The 15,459-nt window shown below is 67.5% G+C and carries 12 protein-coding genes; 5 read left to right on the top strand and 7 right to left on the bottom strand.

What is annotated here, in order from left to right; all coding sequences use genetic code 11:
- Positions 1 to 234: 234 nt before the first annotated feature.
- Positions 235 to 2,100, bottom strand: coding sequence for an FAD-dependent 5-carboxymethylaminomethyl-2-thiouridine(34) oxidoreductase MnmC (mnmC, locus tag Q0263_RS03690; RefSeq protein ID WP_298013447.1), 1,866 nt, complete (start codon positions 2,098 to 2,100; stop codon positions 235 to 237).
- 92 nt (positions 2,101 to 2,192) lie between these two features.
- Here mnmC and Q0263_RS03685 point away from each other — a divergent pair, with 92 nt between their 5' ends.
- The 4 genes from Q0263_RS03685 (at position 2,193) to mgtE (ending at position 6,251) form a co-directional block, all read left to right on the top strand.
- Entirely contained in the window at positions 2,193 to 3,032 is an 840-nt protein-coding gene (locus Q0263_RS03685) for an inositol monophosphatase family protein (protein WP_298013445.1), read from the top strand.
- Entirely contained in the window at positions 3,029 to 4,228 is a 1,200-nt protein-coding gene (locus tag Q0263_RS03680; RefSeq protein ID WP_298013443.1) for a M20 aminoacylase family protein, read from the top strand. Before Q0263_RS03685 ends, Q0263_RS03680 begins: the two co-directional genes overlap by 4 nt.
- A 138-nt stretch (positions 4,229 to 4,366) precedes the next feature.
- Positions 4,367 to 4,759, top strand: a complete 393-nt coding sequence (locus Q0263_RS03675) for an acyl-CoA thioesterase (RefSeq protein WP_298013441.1) — start codon at positions 4,367 to 4,369, stop codon at positions 4,757 to 4,759.
- Between the two features lie 7 nt (positions 4,760 to 4,766).
- A complete protein-coding gene (gene mgtE, locus Q0263_RS03670; protein ID WP_298013440.1) occupies positions 4,767 to 6,251 on the top strand; it encodes a magnesium transporter in 1,485 nt (494 codons plus the stop codon).
- A 395-nt stretch (positions 6,252 to 6,646) separates the two neighbouring features.
- Here mgtE and secA read toward each other — a convergent pair whose 3' ends face one another.
- Both secA and Q0263_RS03660 read right to left on the bottom strand, forming a co-directional pair.
- Entirely contained in the window at positions 6,647 to 9,394 is a 2,748-nt protein-coding gene (gene secA, locus Q0263_RS03665) for a preprotein translocase subunit SecA (protein WP_298013438.1), read from the bottom strand.
- A 102-nt stretch (positions 9,395 to 9,496) separates the two neighbouring features.
- Positions 9,497 to 10,462 (bottom strand): M23 family metallopeptidase, encoded by a 966-nt coding sequence (locus Q0263_RS03660; RefSeq protein ID WP_298013436.1) that lies wholly within the window; start codon positions 10,460 to 10,462, stop codon positions 9,497 to 9,499.
- Positions 10,463 to 10,536: 74 nt separating this feature from the next.
- On the opposite strand from Q0263_RS03660, the gene Q0263_RS03655 reads away from it, so the two are divergent.
- Entirely contained in the window at positions 10,537 to 11,004 is a 468-nt protein-coding gene (locus Q0263_RS03655) for a DciA family protein (protein WP_298013434.1), read from the top strand.
- Positions 11,005 to 11,012: 8 nt separating this feature from the next.
- Here the strand turns inward: Q0263_RS03655 and lpxC are convergent, their stop codons facing one another.
- From lpxC to Q0263_RS03635, 4 genes are all read right to left on the bottom strand, one after another.
- Positions 11,013 to 11,936: a UDP-3-O-acyl-N-acetylglucosamine deacetylase gene (gene lpxC / locus Q0263_RS03650; protein WP_298013432.1), complete on the bottom strand. Its 924-nt coding sequence runs from the start codon at positions 11,934 to 11,936 to the stop codon at positions 11,013 to 11,015.
- A 239-nt stretch (positions 11,937 to 12,175) separates the two neighbouring features.
- On the bottom strand, positions 12,176 to 13,351 hold the full coding sequence (gene ftsZ, locus Q0263_RS03645; RefSeq protein WP_298013430.1) for a cell division protein FtsZ: 1,176 nt from the start codon (positions 13,349 to 13,351) through the stop codon (positions 12,176 to 12,178).
- 73 nt (positions 13,352 to 13,424) lie between these two features.
- Positions 13,425 to 14,651, bottom strand: coding sequence for a cell division protein FtsA (ftsA, locus tag Q0263_RS03640; RefSeq protein ID WP_298013429.1), 1,227 nt, complete (start codon positions 14,649 to 14,651; stop codon positions 13,425 to 13,427).
- Positions 14,648 to 15,451: a cell division protein FtsQ/DivIB gene (locus Q0263_RS03635; protein ID WP_298013427.1), complete on the bottom strand. Its 804-nt coding sequence runs from the start codon at positions 15,449 to 15,451 to the stop codon at positions 14,648 to 14,650. The genes ftsA and Q0263_RS03635 overlap by 4 nt, the downstream gene beginning before the upstream one ends.
- Between the last annotated feature and the right edge of the window lie 8 nt (positions 15,452 to 15,459).

Here is a 15,459-nt window from a genome sequence, read left to right as displayed (position 1 = left end):
GACGCAGGACGACGTCGTGGTGACCGGGCCAGTCTCGAACAGTTGGTCCGCCAATTCGATGGTGGGCGACACAGCGTGATCCTCTGGGCGATGCGCCCACATGAGTCTTGTAAAAGACATTATTCTGACGGATTTGCGCCATAAAATAAAATCCGTCTGCGGTGCCGGCCTCAAAAATGCCGGCCGCGCCCGATTTCCGGGCAGTTTTGCCTGCGCAACACCGTCCGGCCGGCCTCAGCGCACGCGAATCCGGTGCTGCAGTTCACGTTCGATGGGCCAGGGCTCCTGGTCCAGCCGGGCCGCGATCAGGTCGCCGGCCAGCGCCGACCAGCTCAGTCCCCGGGACCCGTAAGCGCACGCCAGCCAGACGCCGGGCAATCCCGGCACGGCATCGATGATGGGCAGGTGGTCGCGCGTTGCCGCCCGCCAGCCCGCCCAGCCCAGCGGGGCTTCGCGCCCCAGCCAGGGCGGGACCCCGGCTGGCAGCCAGGCGCCGATCCGCGCCAGGATCTCGCGATGCCCGTCCGCATCCGCCACGCTGTCGACGCTGCCCGGCCGATAGGTGCTGCCCGCCACGGCCCAGCCGTGGCGGGGAGGCAGGCAATAGCCGTCGCCCGACAGGACGCACGACGGCATCCCCGAATCGGACGGCGCCGCTGGATAGAGGCTGACCTGCCCGGCCAGCGGCGTCACCCCCGACAGCACCGGCCAGCCGGACAGCGGGGCGCAGGCCGCCAGCAGCGGCCCGGCATCCCGGGCATTGGCCAGCACGACCTGGTCCGCTCGCCCCAGCACGGCGCCGTCGTCGGCCAGCAGCGCCCAGCCGCCCCCGGGCGCGGCCTGCAGGCGCCCCACCCGCGCGGCATGGCGCGCGACGCCGGACTGCGACAGCAGGGCCGCAATCAGCGCGCCGGGGCAGGCGCGCAAGGCATGGGGGAACCACAAGCCGCCGTGCTTCAGGGGCACGCCCGCCTGGCGGCCGGCCTCGGCCGCATCCAGCCAGCGCACCCAGGTCCCGGGAAACTGCAACCGCGACAAGGCCCGCCGTTGCGCCCCGGCCTGGTCTTCCGTCTGCGCGCAGACCAGGGCCCCGCAGGGATCGGGCCGTGCGTCCCCGTCCAGCGCCCGCCACCGCGCCCAGGCGCGCTCCAGGCCCGCTCGGCTGAGGCGGGAGCGCGTGTCGTCATCCGGACTCAGGGCGGGCACCAGGGCGGCGGCGCCCCGCCGCCGGATTTCCGCATCCACGTCCAGCGCGCAGAACGGATCCCAGACCTGCACCTCATGCCCCCGCAAGGCCAGGGCCTGGGCCACCCCCGCCCCCGCCAGGCCCGCGCCGATGACGGCGACGGCCTGGCGGCGCGGCAAGGACGCCGGCGCCCCCAGATTGGGGCGCAGCACGGCCACCGTCGTTTCATGCTTGCCCGCCAGCCCCGGGACCTTGCGCACGAGAAACCCGGCATCGCGCAGGTCGCGCCGCACCTGGCCGGCAGAACACCAGCTGGCCGCCGTCGCCCCGGCCCGGGCCAGGCGCCGCAACTGCCCGAAGACCGTGGGCGTCCACATCTCGGGATTCACCCGAGGCGCGAAACCGTCCAGGAAGAAGGCATCGACCGTGGCCTGGGCCTGGCGGGCGGTGCGCCCGATGTCCCCAAAATGCAGCGTCAGGCTCACGCGCCCGCCCGCCAGGTCCAGGCGATGCAGCCCCGGCAGCAGGGCCGGCCAGCAGGCCGCCAGTTCGTCGGCCAGCGGCTGCATGTCGCCGGGCAGTCGGTCCCAGGCGCGGCGCAGGTCCGGCACGGCGAAGGGGTGGGCCTCGAAGGCCAGATAATGCAGCCGGGCGCTGCGCTGCGGATCGTCGCGCCAGGCCTGCCAGGCCGTCAGGAAATTCTGCCCCAGGCCGAAGCCGGTCTCGCAGATCGTGAAGGCGTCCCGCCCCTGCCAGCGCCGCGGCAGGCCATTGCCCCGCAGGAAGACGTGGCGGGCCTGGGCCACCGCGCCCGCATGGCCATGGTAGGCGTCGCCATAGCGCTCGCTGCGCGGGACGCCCTGCGCTGTTTCGCTCCACCGGGCGGGGATCAGTCTTTCATAAGGGCCGGACATGGCGGGACACTCTCTGGATGCTCACGTACAATGAAACACGCCACGCAGGCCGGCTGGCGGTCTCATGGGCGCAGCACAGGAACGATACTGACATGTTGACACCGCATCTCCTGTCGGCCGACTATCTGGACGCCGCCGTCACGGCCGCGCATGCAGCGGCAGCCATTTTACAAACCCATGCCCTGCACCGCGGCGAACTGACCATCGACACCAAGCAGCGCAACGACCTGGTGTCCCAGGCCGATCGCGAGGCCGAACAGGCCATCATCGCCATCCTGCAGGAACGCACCCCGGACGTCGGCATCATCGCCGAAGAATCCGGCGGCGAGCCGGGCAGCCAGGCCACCTGGTGCATCGACCCCCTGGACGGCACCACCAACTTTCTCAGCGGCATCCCGCATTATGCGGTGTCCATCGCCCTGATCGGGCACATGGGCTGCAAACCCGACGGCCAGACGCCCCTGCCGCAGGATACGCCCCTGATCGGCGTCGTCTACGATCCCAACCGCCAGGAACTGTTTTCCTCCCTGCACGGCATCGGGGCCTGGCTCAACGGCCGGCGCATCCAGTGCTCCGACACGGAATCGCTGGACCAGTCCGTGCTGGCCACCGGCTTCCCCTTCCGGGATTTTTCCTTCGAACCGCAATACATGCCCGGCTTCCTGGACGCCATGCACCAGACGCGCGGCGTGCGCCGGATGGGGGCGGCATCGCTGGATCTGGCCTGGACGGCCTGCGGGCGCTACGATGGCTACTGGGAAATGGGCCTGGCTCCCTGGGACGTCGCGGCGGGCACCGCCCTGGTCCGGGCCGCCGGCGGCGTCTGCGAAGACCTGCGCCGCCAGGACCCCTGGCCCCAGGGCGGCTACGTCATCGCCGCCAACCCGCACATCGCCCTGGCCCTGGATGCACTCATCACCCGACATCTATGAAACAAGCGATCCTCGACACTCTGGGCAGCTGGCTGCCCGACATGACCGACATCCGACGGTCCATTCACGCCTGGCCCGAACTGGCCTTCCAGGAAGTCCGCACGGCCGATACGGTGGCCCGCCTGCTGGAATCCTGGGGCATCGAGACCCAGCGAGGCCTGGGGGAAACCGGGGTCGTGGGCCGCATCGCCGGCGCGCGGGCGGGCCGGTCCATCGGCCTGCGGGCCGACATGGACGCGCTGCCCATGCCCGAGGCCAATACGTTTCCCCACGCCAGCCGCAACCCCGGCGTCATGCACGCCTGCGGCCATGACGGCCACACCACCATGCTGCTGGCGGCCGCCCGCTACCTGGCGCAACACCGCGATTTCCCCGGCACGGTGCAGGTGATCTTCCAGCCCGCCGAAGAAGGCGGGGGCGGCGCCCGGCGGATGATCGAAGACGGCCTGTTCGACCAGTTCCCCATGGACGCCGTCTTCGGCATGCACAACTGGCCTGGGCTACCGGTCGGCACCTTCGGCCTGACCGAAGGCCCCATCATGGCCTCCAGCAATCGCTTCCAGATCACGCTGCAGGGGCGCGGCGCCCACGGCGCCATGCCGCATCTGGGCGTGGACCCGGTCGTGGCCGCCGCCCAGCTGACCCTGGCCTTCCAGACCATCCTGACCCGCGACCAGGACCCCCTGGACGCCGGCGTCATCAGCGTCACCCAGATCCACGCCGGATCGGCCGACAACGTCATCCCCGATCAGGCGGTGCTGCGCGGCACGGTCCGGACGCTATCCACGCCGGTGCTGGACCTGATCGAATCGCGCATGCGCGACCTCACGCAGCACCTGGCCGCGGCCCTGCGCTGCACGGCCGATTTCCACTTCAGCCGCGAATACCCCGCCACCGTCAACCACCCGGCGGAAACGGCCCTCTGCACCCAGGTGCTGAACGAGCTGGTGGGCGCCGATCACGTGCGCGCCGCCGTGCGCCCTTCCATGGGCGCCGAAGATTTCGCCTTCATGCTGCAGGCCCGTCCGGGGTGCTACATCTGGATCGGCAACGGCGACGGCGATCACCGCGGCTCAGGCCACGGCCTGGGCCCCTGCACGCTGCACAACGGCAGCTACGACTTCAACGACGAGCTGATCCCGCTGGGCGCCGCCTACTGGGTCCTGCTCGCGCAGCGCTACCTGTCCGCCGCATAAGCCTCGCAGCCCCCCGGGCAGCCCCGCGAAACGATGCCGGGACAAGCCTGGGCGCGTCGGACTTTCCCCATGCGCTTGCCGTAAAATACGCCCGGTATCAGGGTCGGCCGCCCGCGCCGCCCACCTGTCGAGGACGCCATGTCAACTACTCTGCCCCCGCACAATTACCCCGCCGTGCTGCGCGTCATGCCCATGCCGGCCGACGCCAACATCCACGGCGACGTCTTCGGCGGCTGGATCATGTCCCAGGTCGATATCGCCGGGTCCATCCCGGCCACCCGCCGCGCCGCGGGGCGCGTGGCCACCGTGGCCGTGAACGCCTTCACCTTCAAACAGCCGGTGTTCGTCGGCGATCTGCTCAGCTTCTACGCGACCATCACCCACACGGGCCGCACCTCGGTCACGGTGTCGGTCGAGGTCTACGCCGAACGCCAGCGCCTGGAAGCCGAAGTCGTCAAAGTCACCGAGGCCACCCTGACCTACGTGGCCACCGACGAACAGCGCCACAGCCGCCCCCTGCCGCCGATCTGAGGACGCCATGGCCGATCAGCCGGTGCTCGAGCCCGCAACTCCCGTCGTGATCCCCCGCCGCCTGGATCCGGAAGACGCCCAGCTGGCCCTGCAGGAACTGCAGTCCATCCTGAAGCGCCAGGAAGTGGTGGACGCGCTCGCCCAGCGCCAGCACGACACGGAAGACGAGGACGGCTCGAACCTGCTGGAAGGCATGCTGCAGCGCCAGCACGAGGACGAGATCCGGCACATCATCAACGTCCTGCACCCGGCCGACATCGCCTTCATCCTGGAATCGCTGCCGGTCACGCAGCGCCAGGTCGTCTGGCAGCTGGTCAGCCAGGAATACGACGCCGACGTGCTGCTGGAAGTCGAGGACTGGGTCCGCGAATCGCTGATCGAGTCCATGGACCACGAGGACCTGATCGCGGCCACCGGCAACATGGACGCCGACGAGATCGCGGACCTGGCGCCCGATCTGCCCCCCGACGTCATCGCCGAAGTCCAGAAAGGCCTGACCGACGCCGAACGCGCCCAGCTGATCGCCGCCATGGGCTACCCGGAAGACACCGTCGGCGCCATCATGGACTTCGACATGGTGCGGGTGCGCGAGGACATCACCCTGGAAGTGGTGCTGCGCTACCTGCGCCGCCTGCACGAACTGCCCGACCACACCGACCAGATCTTCGTCGTGGACCGCGCCGACCAGCTGCGCGGCACCCTGTCTCTGTCGCGCCTGCTGCTCAGCGAACCCGAGACTCTGGTCAACGCCGTCATGGAACCCGACGTGCTCAGCCTGAATCCCATGGATTCGGACGCCGACGCCGCCAGCGCCTTCGAACGCTACGACCTGGTGTCCGCCCCCGTGGTGGACGAACAGGGCCGCCTGATCGGCCGCGTCACCATCGACGAGGTCGTGGACGTGCTGCAGGAAGACTCCCAGGAACAGGAACTGTCCCGCGCCGGCCTGCAGGAAGAGGACATCTTCGCCCCCGTCCTGTCGGCGCTGCGCAACCGCGCGCCCTGGCTGCTGGTCAATCTGTGCACGGCCTCGATCGCCTCGCTGGTCGCCTCGCGCTTCGAGGACACGGTCAGCCACATCGTGATCCTGGCCTTCCTGATGTCCATCGTCGCCGGGATCGGCGGCAATTCGGGCAACCAGACGATGACCATGATCATCCGCGCCATGGCGACCGGCCGCGTGACGGGCGCCAACATCTGGCCGCTGGTGAAACGCGAACTTCAGGTGACGTTCATGGTGGGCGCCTGCGGCAGCCTGGTCGCCGCGACGTTCGCCTGGATGATTTCGGATTCCTACGCGATCGCCGGCGTGATGATGGCGGCGATGGTGGGCAATATGCTGATCGGCGCCACCCTGGGCGTCATGATCCCGCTGCTGCGCGACCGCTTCGGCAAGGACCCCGCCATGGGGTCGTCGGTGCTGCTGACCTTCGCGACTGATTCGCTGGGCTTCTTCCTGTTCCTGGGGCTGGCGACGGTGTTTCTGCTGTAATTTTTCTTTTGTAGCAGCCCAAACATCGGCAGGCGGCGTCCCGGGGTGGTTCCGGGGGCTGTTGGAGTCCGCCGGCCAGAAGGCCATTGGAGGGGAGGCAAGCGAGCCACTGTTTGAGCGGGACGCTTGTGGTCAGTCCGGGGGACTGACCACCCCGCGAGTTTGGCGAGCGCCCCGGAAATGGCCTGGCGGCCGGGAAGTTCCGGCGCGGCCGGAACCGGACGACCAGCCCCCGGAACCACCCCGGGACGCTGCCGAGGTCTAGGTAAGGACCCTTCAAGCCCTACCGGAGACGTCCGCAGAAACACCACCCAGACCCGACTGAGAAACACCCAATCAGAGAAGCGCCGCTTGCAAGAAAAAAGGCCGGGATCAAATCCCGGCCTTCCTGAGCACTACGCCAGCTTCCCGTGGCAGTGCTTGTACTTCTTCCCGCTGCCGCATGGACAAGGATCATTGCGCCCCACCCGGGGCACCGCCCCCGCCGGAACTCCGCCGGAAGCGCCGGGAGCCTGATCCAGACCCGGATCGTCCCCGCGCAGCGCCGCGTCGTAATCCGCATGGTGATAGCGCACGTTTTCCAGCGCCGGAGAAGCGGGTTCCTCGACCTCCACCTGTTCAGCCGACTGGATGCGCACCGTCATCAGCACCCGGATCGTCTCGTTGCGGATCCGGTCCAGCATGTCCGAGAACAGCGTGAATGCCTCGCGCTTGTAGGCCTGCTTCGGGTCGACCTGCGCATAGCCGCGCAGATGAATCCCCTGGCGCAGATGATCCAGCGACGCCAGGTGCGAACGCCAGTTGCTGTCCAGCGCCTGCAGCAGCACGGAACGCTCGAACGGCCCCCAGCCCTCGGCCCCCACCAGCGCGACCTTTTCGTCGTACAGGCGCTTGGCCTCGGCCAGAACCCGTTCCAGCAGATCATCGTCCGTCAGATTGGGTTCCTTTTCCAGCATGTCCGCCAGCGGCATCGGCATCGCCCAGTCCGATTCCAGCGTCGTCTGCAGGCCCGGGACGTCCCACTGCTCTTCCATCGTTTCCTCTGGAATGTAGCGGCGGAAGACGGCCGTGATCTCGGCATCGCGCAGATTGGCGATCGTGTCGGCCACCGAAGCCGATTCCAGCACCTCGTTGCGCTGACCGTACAGCACCTTGCGCTGATCGTTGGCCACGTCATCGTATTCCAGCAATTGCTTGCGGATGTCGAAGTTGCGGCCCTCGACCTTGCGCTGCGCGGATTCGATCGAGCGCGACACCATGCGGGCTTCGATGGGCTCGCCTTCCGGCAGGCGCAGGCGGTCCATGATGGCGCGGACCCGGTCGCCCGCGAAAATGCGCATCAGGGAATCGTCCAGCGACAGGTAGAAGCGCGACGAGCCCGGATCGCCCTGGCGGCCCGCGCGGCCGCGCAGCTGATTGTCGATGCGGCGCGACTCGTGGCGTTCCGTGCCGATAATGCGCAGGCCCCCGGCGGCCTTCACGGCCTCGTTGGCGGGCGCCCATTCGGCGCGGATGGCGGCGATGCGCGCATCTTTTTCTTCCGGACCGAGGTCGGGATCGGCGCGCACCAGATCCACCTGCTTGTCCACGCTGCCGCCCAGCACGATGTCGGTCCCGCGGCCCGCCATGTTGGTGGCGATCGTGATGTGGCCCGGCTTGCCGGCCTCGGCCACGATCTCGGCCTCGCGGGCGTGCTGCTTGGCGTTCAGCACGTCATGCGGCAGACCGTCCTTTTTCAGGGCATTGGACAGCAGTTCGGAATTTTCGATGCTGGTGGTGCCCACCAGCACCGGCTGGCCGCGCTTGTGGCAATCGATGATGTCCGCCAGGATCGCCTGGTATTTTTCCGCATCCGTCTTGAAGACCTGGTCGTTCTGGTCCTGGCGGGCCATCGGCCGGTTGGTCGGGATGATGACCGTTTCCAGGCCGTAGATCTCCTGGAATTCGTAGGCTTCCGTATCGGCCGTGCCGGTCATGCCCGACAGCTTGTCGTACATGCGGAAATAATTCTGGAACGTGATCGAGGCCAGCGTCTGATTTTCGTTCTGGATGCGCACGCCTTCCTTGGCCTCGACCGCCTGATGCAGGCCGTCGGACCAGCGGCGCCCGGCCATCAGGCGGCCGGTGAACTCGTCCACGATCACGACCTCGCCGTCCTGCACCACGTACTGCTGGTCGCGGTGGAACAGATTGTGCGCCCGCAGCGCCACCAGCAGGTGGTGCATCAGGGAAATATGGCGCGGATCGTACAGGGATTCGCCTTCCGGCAGGATGCCCTGCTGGGACATGATCTGTTCGGCCTTGATCTGCCCCGCTTCGGACAGGTGGACCTGCTGGGCCTTTTCGTCAACCCAGAAATCGCCTTCGGGCTCGGGTTCGTGCGGCTTGGGTTCTTCCACCATGCGCGTGAGCAGCGGCGGCACCGCGTTCATGCGCACGTAGAGTTCGGTGTTGTCCTCCGCCTGGCCGGAAATGATCAAAGGCGTGCGGGCCTCGTCGATCAGGATGGAGTCGACCTCGTCCACGATGGCATAGGCCAGGCTGCGCTGACGGCGGTCTTCCGGACGGAATTCCATGTTGTCGCGCAGATAATCGAAACCGTATTCGTTGTTCGTGCCGTAGGTGATGTCGGCCTGGTAGGCGGCGCGCTTTTCCTCGTTTTCCTGCTGCGGCACCACGACCCCGGTCGTCATGCCCAGGAAGCTGTACAGGCGTCCCATCCACTCGGCGTCGCGCCGGGCCAGGTAGTCGTTGACCGTCACCACGTGCACGCCGCGCCCCGGCAGCGCGTTCAGGTAGACCGCCAGGGTGGCCATCAGGGTCTTGCCCTCGCCGGTGCGCATTTCGGCGATCTTGCCGTTATGCAGCGCGATGGCGCCCAGCATCTGCACGTCGAAGTGGCGCATGCCGAAGACCCGCTTGCTGGATTCGCGCACCACGGCGAAGGCTTCCGGCAGCAGGGAATTCAGGGATTTCCCGTCGGCGATGCGCTGGCGGAATTCGGCGGTCTTGGCCTTCAGCTCGTCGTCGGACAGCGCCTGCATGGAAGGTTCGAGCGCATTGATCTGTGCGACCTGCTTGCGGTACTGCTTCAGCAGCCGGTCATTACGGCTGCCAATGATTTTTTTGAGCAGAGAAACCATAGTATGTCGTCGCTGCGGGCCGGTCCTGCGTCGGGCGGGACCGGCAACCGGAAGATTGTCAGGTACGGTCACTGAACAGTGACCGCAGGTAAACGATGCAGTTTAACGCAGCTGGGGGCCACCCGCTTTGACCGCGCCTTCGGTGGCCGCCAGGCGCGTGGGGGCGGAAGCCTCCAGGGGCTGCCTGCGGGGCTGGATGAACAGCATCGGATCCAGCGGGTAATCGGCCATGCGGATCTCGAAGTGCAGATGCGAGCCCGTCGACCGGCCGGTGCTGCCGACCCGGGCGATCAGGTCGCCCTGCCGCACGATGTCGCCCGCCTTGACCAGCAGGCTGGAGGCATGCGCATAGCGCGTGCGCAGGCCATTGCCGTGATCGATCTCGACCATCTTGCCGTAGCCGTGCTGGGTGCCGGCCCGCACCACCAGCCCCCCCGATGCGGCCCGGATCGGCGCCCCCCGGGGCGCCACGAAATCCAGGCCTTCGTGCATGGTGTTGCGGCCGCTGACCGGATTGCGCCGCCAGCCGAAGGAAGAGCTGAGCGCCGGGTAGTCGACGGGCGACAGGGTCGGCAGGCTGGCCTGGAAACCGGCCTGCTTCGACAGGGCGGCGTCCACCAGGGCATAGGCGTCTTCCTGGTTCTCCAGGCGCTGGCCCAGGGCATCGATGTGGCGCCCCAGCTGTTCGGCCGAGCCGATCGAGGGCAGCGCCGCGTCCTGTTCGGGAATGTCGTCCAGAACCTGCGAGGCATCGGCCTGCGGCCGCCCGTCCGCCGTCATGCGATCGGCCGGCGCCAATTCCGGCGCGCTGTAGTTCAGGCCGGCCGCCGTGGCGATCCGGCTGCGCACGGCTTCCATGGCCAGCACCCGGCCCTGCAGTTCGCCGACCTTGCCGGCCAGCCCGGCAAGATTGCCCTGCAAGGTGGCGGATTCCTGCTGCAGCCGGGCATCCAGCGCCTGGCGCTGGTCGGCGTCCAGCCCGCGCGTCTGCCAGGACTGCCATTGCGCGCCGCCCCAGGCGGCCAGCGCCAGGGCCAGCGCCAGCGCGCTGGCCTTCGCCAGCCGCACGCTAGAATGTCCAGACGGCTTGCCCGCCTCCGGCCCTGGTATTCTGATCCATCTTTTCATCCATTCATTCCTTCATGTCATCGGCCTCGCACCACCGCAGCCGCTCGTCCGGGATACCGGCCCTGAACTGGCTGAGCCACCACCCCCAGGGTTCGCGCCTGCTGCGCACGGCGCACGAACTGCTGGCCCTGCAGGCGGCGCTGGCCCGCATTCTGCCGCCCGCGCTGGGCCGCCGCATCCGGGTGGCCCGTATGGATGGACACCAGATCACGATCATGGTTCCCGGCCCGGCGCACGCCGCCCGCCTGCGCCAGCTGACCGACGACGCCGCCCGCAAGCTGAGGGAAGCCGGCTGGCCGGTCGATACGATTGTCGTGCGGATCGACGCCGCCCCGGGCCTTGACGAGACACGAAAGCCCCTCAGGGAAACCCAGCCCCTGAATGAACAGGCCTTGCAGTCGTTCGAGGACCTGCGGCAGCAGCTGGCCCCCAGCCCTTTGGCCGACGCCATTGCAAAACTGCTGCGGCATCACCGCCGCTGATCCGGAGTTCAGGCGAACTGCCAGTCGCGGGTATAGGCCGCCGGCGCGGTTTCCGGCGAATCGTAGCTGACGAGCTCCCAGCAATCCTGCTGGGCAAGCAAAGCCCGCACCAGCTGATTGTTCAGGCCATGGCCCGATTTGCAGGCCACGTAGCGAGCCACCAGGGGCTTGCCAGCCAGATACAGATCCCCGATGGCATCGAGGATCTTGTGTTTGACGAATTCGTCGTCGTAGCGCAGGCCATCGGCATTGAGCACGCGGTATTCGTCCATGACGATGGCGTTGTCCAGGCTGCCGCCCCGGGCCAGGCCCATGGACCGCAGGGCTTCGACTTCGCTGGCGAAGCCGAAGGTGCGCGCCCGGGCGATGGTCTTGACGTAGGAGTCGCGGGCGAAATCGACCTCGGCCCGGCTGGCCGTGGAGTCGATGGCCGGATGACGGAAATCGATGGAGAACGACAGCGCGAAGCCGTCGTAGGGTTCCAGCCGCGCCCATTTGGCGGCCGGGCCTTCGCCCTCGCGGATTTCCACGGGCTTGAGGACCCGGATGAAATGCTTGGCGGCAGGCTGTTCCTGCAGGCCGGCGCTGCGCAGCAGATAGACGAAGGTGCCGGCGCTGCCATCCATGATGGGCACTTCTTCGGCATCCAGGTCGATGTGCAGATTGTCGACGCCCAGCCCCGCCAGGGCGGACATCAGGTGTTCGACGGTGGAGACGCGCACCGAGCCCTGCTGCAGCACCGAAGCCATGCGCGTGTCGCCCACGGCATCGGCGCGGGCGGGCAGGTCGACGATTTCGGGCAGATCGACGCGATGAAACACGATCCCGGTATTGGGCTCGGCGGGGCGCAGCGTGATTTCCACACGGCGGCCGGAATGCAGGCCAACGCCTTTGGTGGAGATCGACTGTTTGAGGGTGCGCTGTAAGAGCATGAGCGTTCGTGTCTGGCAGCCGCCCTGCGACCGCGAACGGGGCAGGCATGGCTAATTCCAGCATTGTAACGGTTCTAGGGGTTTTCCACGACGTTAATTGTGAAAACAAAGTGTGCAAGCGTGTCCGACATGCGAAGGCGCACCCGCCCCCAGGGGAAGGGGCGAATGCGCCAGGCGCCGCGACCGGCATGACAGCAGCCGCGATGTGAGGTAATACAGGCCTGTCGATCGGTCGGCGATCAGTCAGCCTGCTTACGCAGGAATGCCGGAATGTCGAAATGATCCATGCCGGCGCCCTCCAGGGCCCGGACCTGGGCCGAGGCGTTGGAACGCGGATTGCGGATGACCGAAGGAACGTCCGTCCCCGAGAAATCATGACCCATGTGGATCGGCTGATTGTCGGTGCCGGTGCGCTGCGCTTCGACCGGGTGAGGCACCAGAGTCGGTTTGGAAGCCGTCACGGAGGCGCCCAGGCCGGTGGCGACCACGGTCACGCGCAGGTTCTCGCCCATGGTCTCGTCATAGGCCGTGCCGAAGATCACAGTGGCGTCTTCCGAGGCATAGCTGCGGATGGTGTCCATGATCTCGCGGGTTTCGCGCATCTTCAGCGAGCGGCTGGCGGTGATGTTCACCAGGATGCCGCGCGCGCCGTGCAGATCGACGCCTTCCAGCAGCGGGCAGGCGATCGCCTGCTCGGCCGCGATCCGCGCGCGATCGGGGCCGCCCGCCATGGACGTGCCCATCATGGCCTGCCCCTGCTCGCCCATGATCGTCTTGACGTCCTCGAAGTCGACGTTGACATTGCCTTCGACGTTGATGATCTCGGCGATCCCGGCGCAGGCGTTGTGCAGCACGTCGTCAGCCGCCTGGAAGCAGTCTTCCTGGGTGGCGTCCTCGTCCATCAGCTCGTACAGGTTTTCGTTCAGCACCACGACCAGCGAATGCACGTGACGGGACAGTTCGCGGATGCCTTCCTCGGCCAGGCGCATGCGCTTGTTGCCTTCGAACACGAACGGCTTGGTCACGACGCCCACCGTCAGGATGCCCAGTTCCTTGGCGACTTCCGCCACCACCGGACCCGCGCCCGTGCCGGTGCCGCCGCCCATGCCGGCGGTGATGAACACCATGTGCGCGCCGCTCAGGGCCGAGCGGATTTCCTCGCGGGCCGTCTCGGCGGCCGCGCGCCCCTGATCGGGCTTGGCGCCCGCGCCCAGGCCGGAGCGGCCCAGGCGGATCTGCACCGGGGCCTCGCTGGCCAGCAAGGCCTGGGAATCCGTGTTGGCGCAGATGAACTCCACGCCCTGGACCCCCGAATGGATCATGTGGGCCACGGCATTGCCGCCCGCCCCGCCGACGCCGACCACCTTGATCACCGTCCCGTTTCTGCTGGTATCCAGCATTTCAAAATTCATCATGGTTGACTCCCTCACATACGGAAAAACAGAACAATCCCCTGATGATCCATGGCTGCCCGTCTCTAAAGACGGGTCAGTTCATGAACCATTCCTTCATGCGCGTCAGAATGGACTTGACCGCTCCCTTCTGTTGCGCCACTTTGCGACCGCGCGCCCGCTGCATGCGGGCCTCGGTCAGCAAACCCATCACCGTCGCAAAGCGCGGATTGCGCATCACGTCGGCCAGACTGCCTTCATACATGGGCACGGCCACCCGGACCGGCTTGAGGAACACGTCCTCGGCCAGTTCGACCATGCCCGGCATGAGCGCCGTCCCGCCGGTCAGCACGACCCCGGACGACAGCAGTTCTTCGTAACCGGACTCGCGCACCACCTGCTGCACGAATCCGAACAATTCCTCCATGCGCGGCTCGATCACCGCGCCCAGCGCCTGGCGCTTGACGCTGCGGTTGGGGCGATCCCCCAGCCCCGGCACCTCGATCATTTCGTCGGCATCGACCAGGATCTGCTTGGCCACGCCGTAGCGCAGCTTGATCTCCTCGGCATCCGGCGTGGGCGTGCGCAGCATGGCCGCGATGTCGCTGGTGACCTGGTCGCCCGCGATGGGGATGACCGAGGTGTGGCGGATCGCGCCGCCGGTATAGATGGCGATGTCGGTGGTGCCGCCGCCGATGTCCACCAGCACCACGCCCAGTTCCTTTTCGTCCGCCGTCAGGCACGACAGGCTGGAGGCCAGCGGCTGCAGGATCAGGTCCTGGACTTCCAGGCCGCAGCGGCGCACGCACTTGACGATGTTCTGGGCGGCGCTGACCGCCCCCGTGACGATGTGCACGCGGACTTCCAGGCGCATGCCGCTCATGCCGATGGGCTCGCGGATATCTTCCTGCGCATCGACGATGAATTCCTGGGTCAGCACGTGCAGCACCTGCTGGTCCGTGGGGATGTTGACGGCCTTGGCCGTCTCGATCACGCGGGCCACGTCGGTGGCGGTCACTTCCTTGTCCTTGACGGCCACCATGCCGCTGGAATTGAAGCTGGTGATGTGGCTGCCGGCGATGCCGGTGTAGACCTCGCGGATCTTGCAGTCGGCCATCAACTCCGCTTCTTCCAGCGCCCGCTGGATGGAGTTCACGGTGGACTCGATGTTGACGACGACGCCCTTGCGCATCCCTTCGGACTCGTGCTGGCCCAGGCCGAGCACCTCGAAGCCGCCGTCGGGCAGGATCTCGGCCACGACGGCCACCACTTTGCTGGTGCCGATGTCGAGTGCAACGATCAGGTCTTTGATGTCACGGGTCATGGTTTGGGCGATCGGGAAGAGGCAGAAGTTTCAGGGGCCAGCGTGATGGCGAATCCGTTCGGATAACGCAGATCGGCGCTGGCGATCATTCGGTTGCCCAGGCGCTGGGACAGCGCAGGCCAGGCCTGGACAAAACGTTCAATGCGGGCGGCGAAGGGCAAGGCCCCGGAGCGGCCGTGCGGGTCGGCCACGTCGGCGGCCGGGTCGCGGCCCAGCGTCAGCCGCACGCCGTCGGACAGGGACACTTCCCAGGCATAGCGGGGCGACAGCGTGGCTTCGCGCACGCTCAGGCCCAGGGGCGCGAACCAGCGGGCGATCTCGGCGTAGCGCTGCACGACCAGGCGTTCGGAATTGCCGGGCCCGTTCAATTGCGGCAGGTGCAGGTCGTCCGGCAATTCGCCGGGGTTGGCGGTGAAGGCCTCGCCCCAGGTATTGATCATCTGGTTTTCATTCCAGAGCGCCAGGGGCTGCTGTTCCTCGATGCGCACCAGCAGGGTGGACGGCCAGACCCGGCGGATCGCCGCATGCCGCACCCAGGGCACGGTTTCGATGCGGTGGCGCACCTGATCCAGGTCCAGCAGGAAGAAGTTGCCCCGCACCTGGCCGGCCAGCGCCGTCTGCAGGCTGGAAGGGCTGACGTACTGCAGGCTGGCGCCGGCCATCGGGGCCAGCTGGATCTGCTGGATCGAGAAGTAAGGACGCCGGACCACCCAGGCCAGGGCGCCCGCGACCATGGCCAACACCGCCAGCAAAGCCAGCAGGTTGGCAATCAGATTGGTCAGCCGGGCGTCCGCGAACACGTGGGGCT

The sequence above is a fragment of the uncultured Castellaniella sp. genome, from assembly GCF_937988725.1.
Taxonomy (GTDB): Bacteria; Pseudomonadota; Gammaproteobacteria; order Burkholderiales; family Burkholderiaceae_B; genus Castellaniella.
The sequence above is the reverse complement of the archived record's forward strand: the minus strand, read 5'-3'. Positions and strand labels throughout refer to the sequence as shown.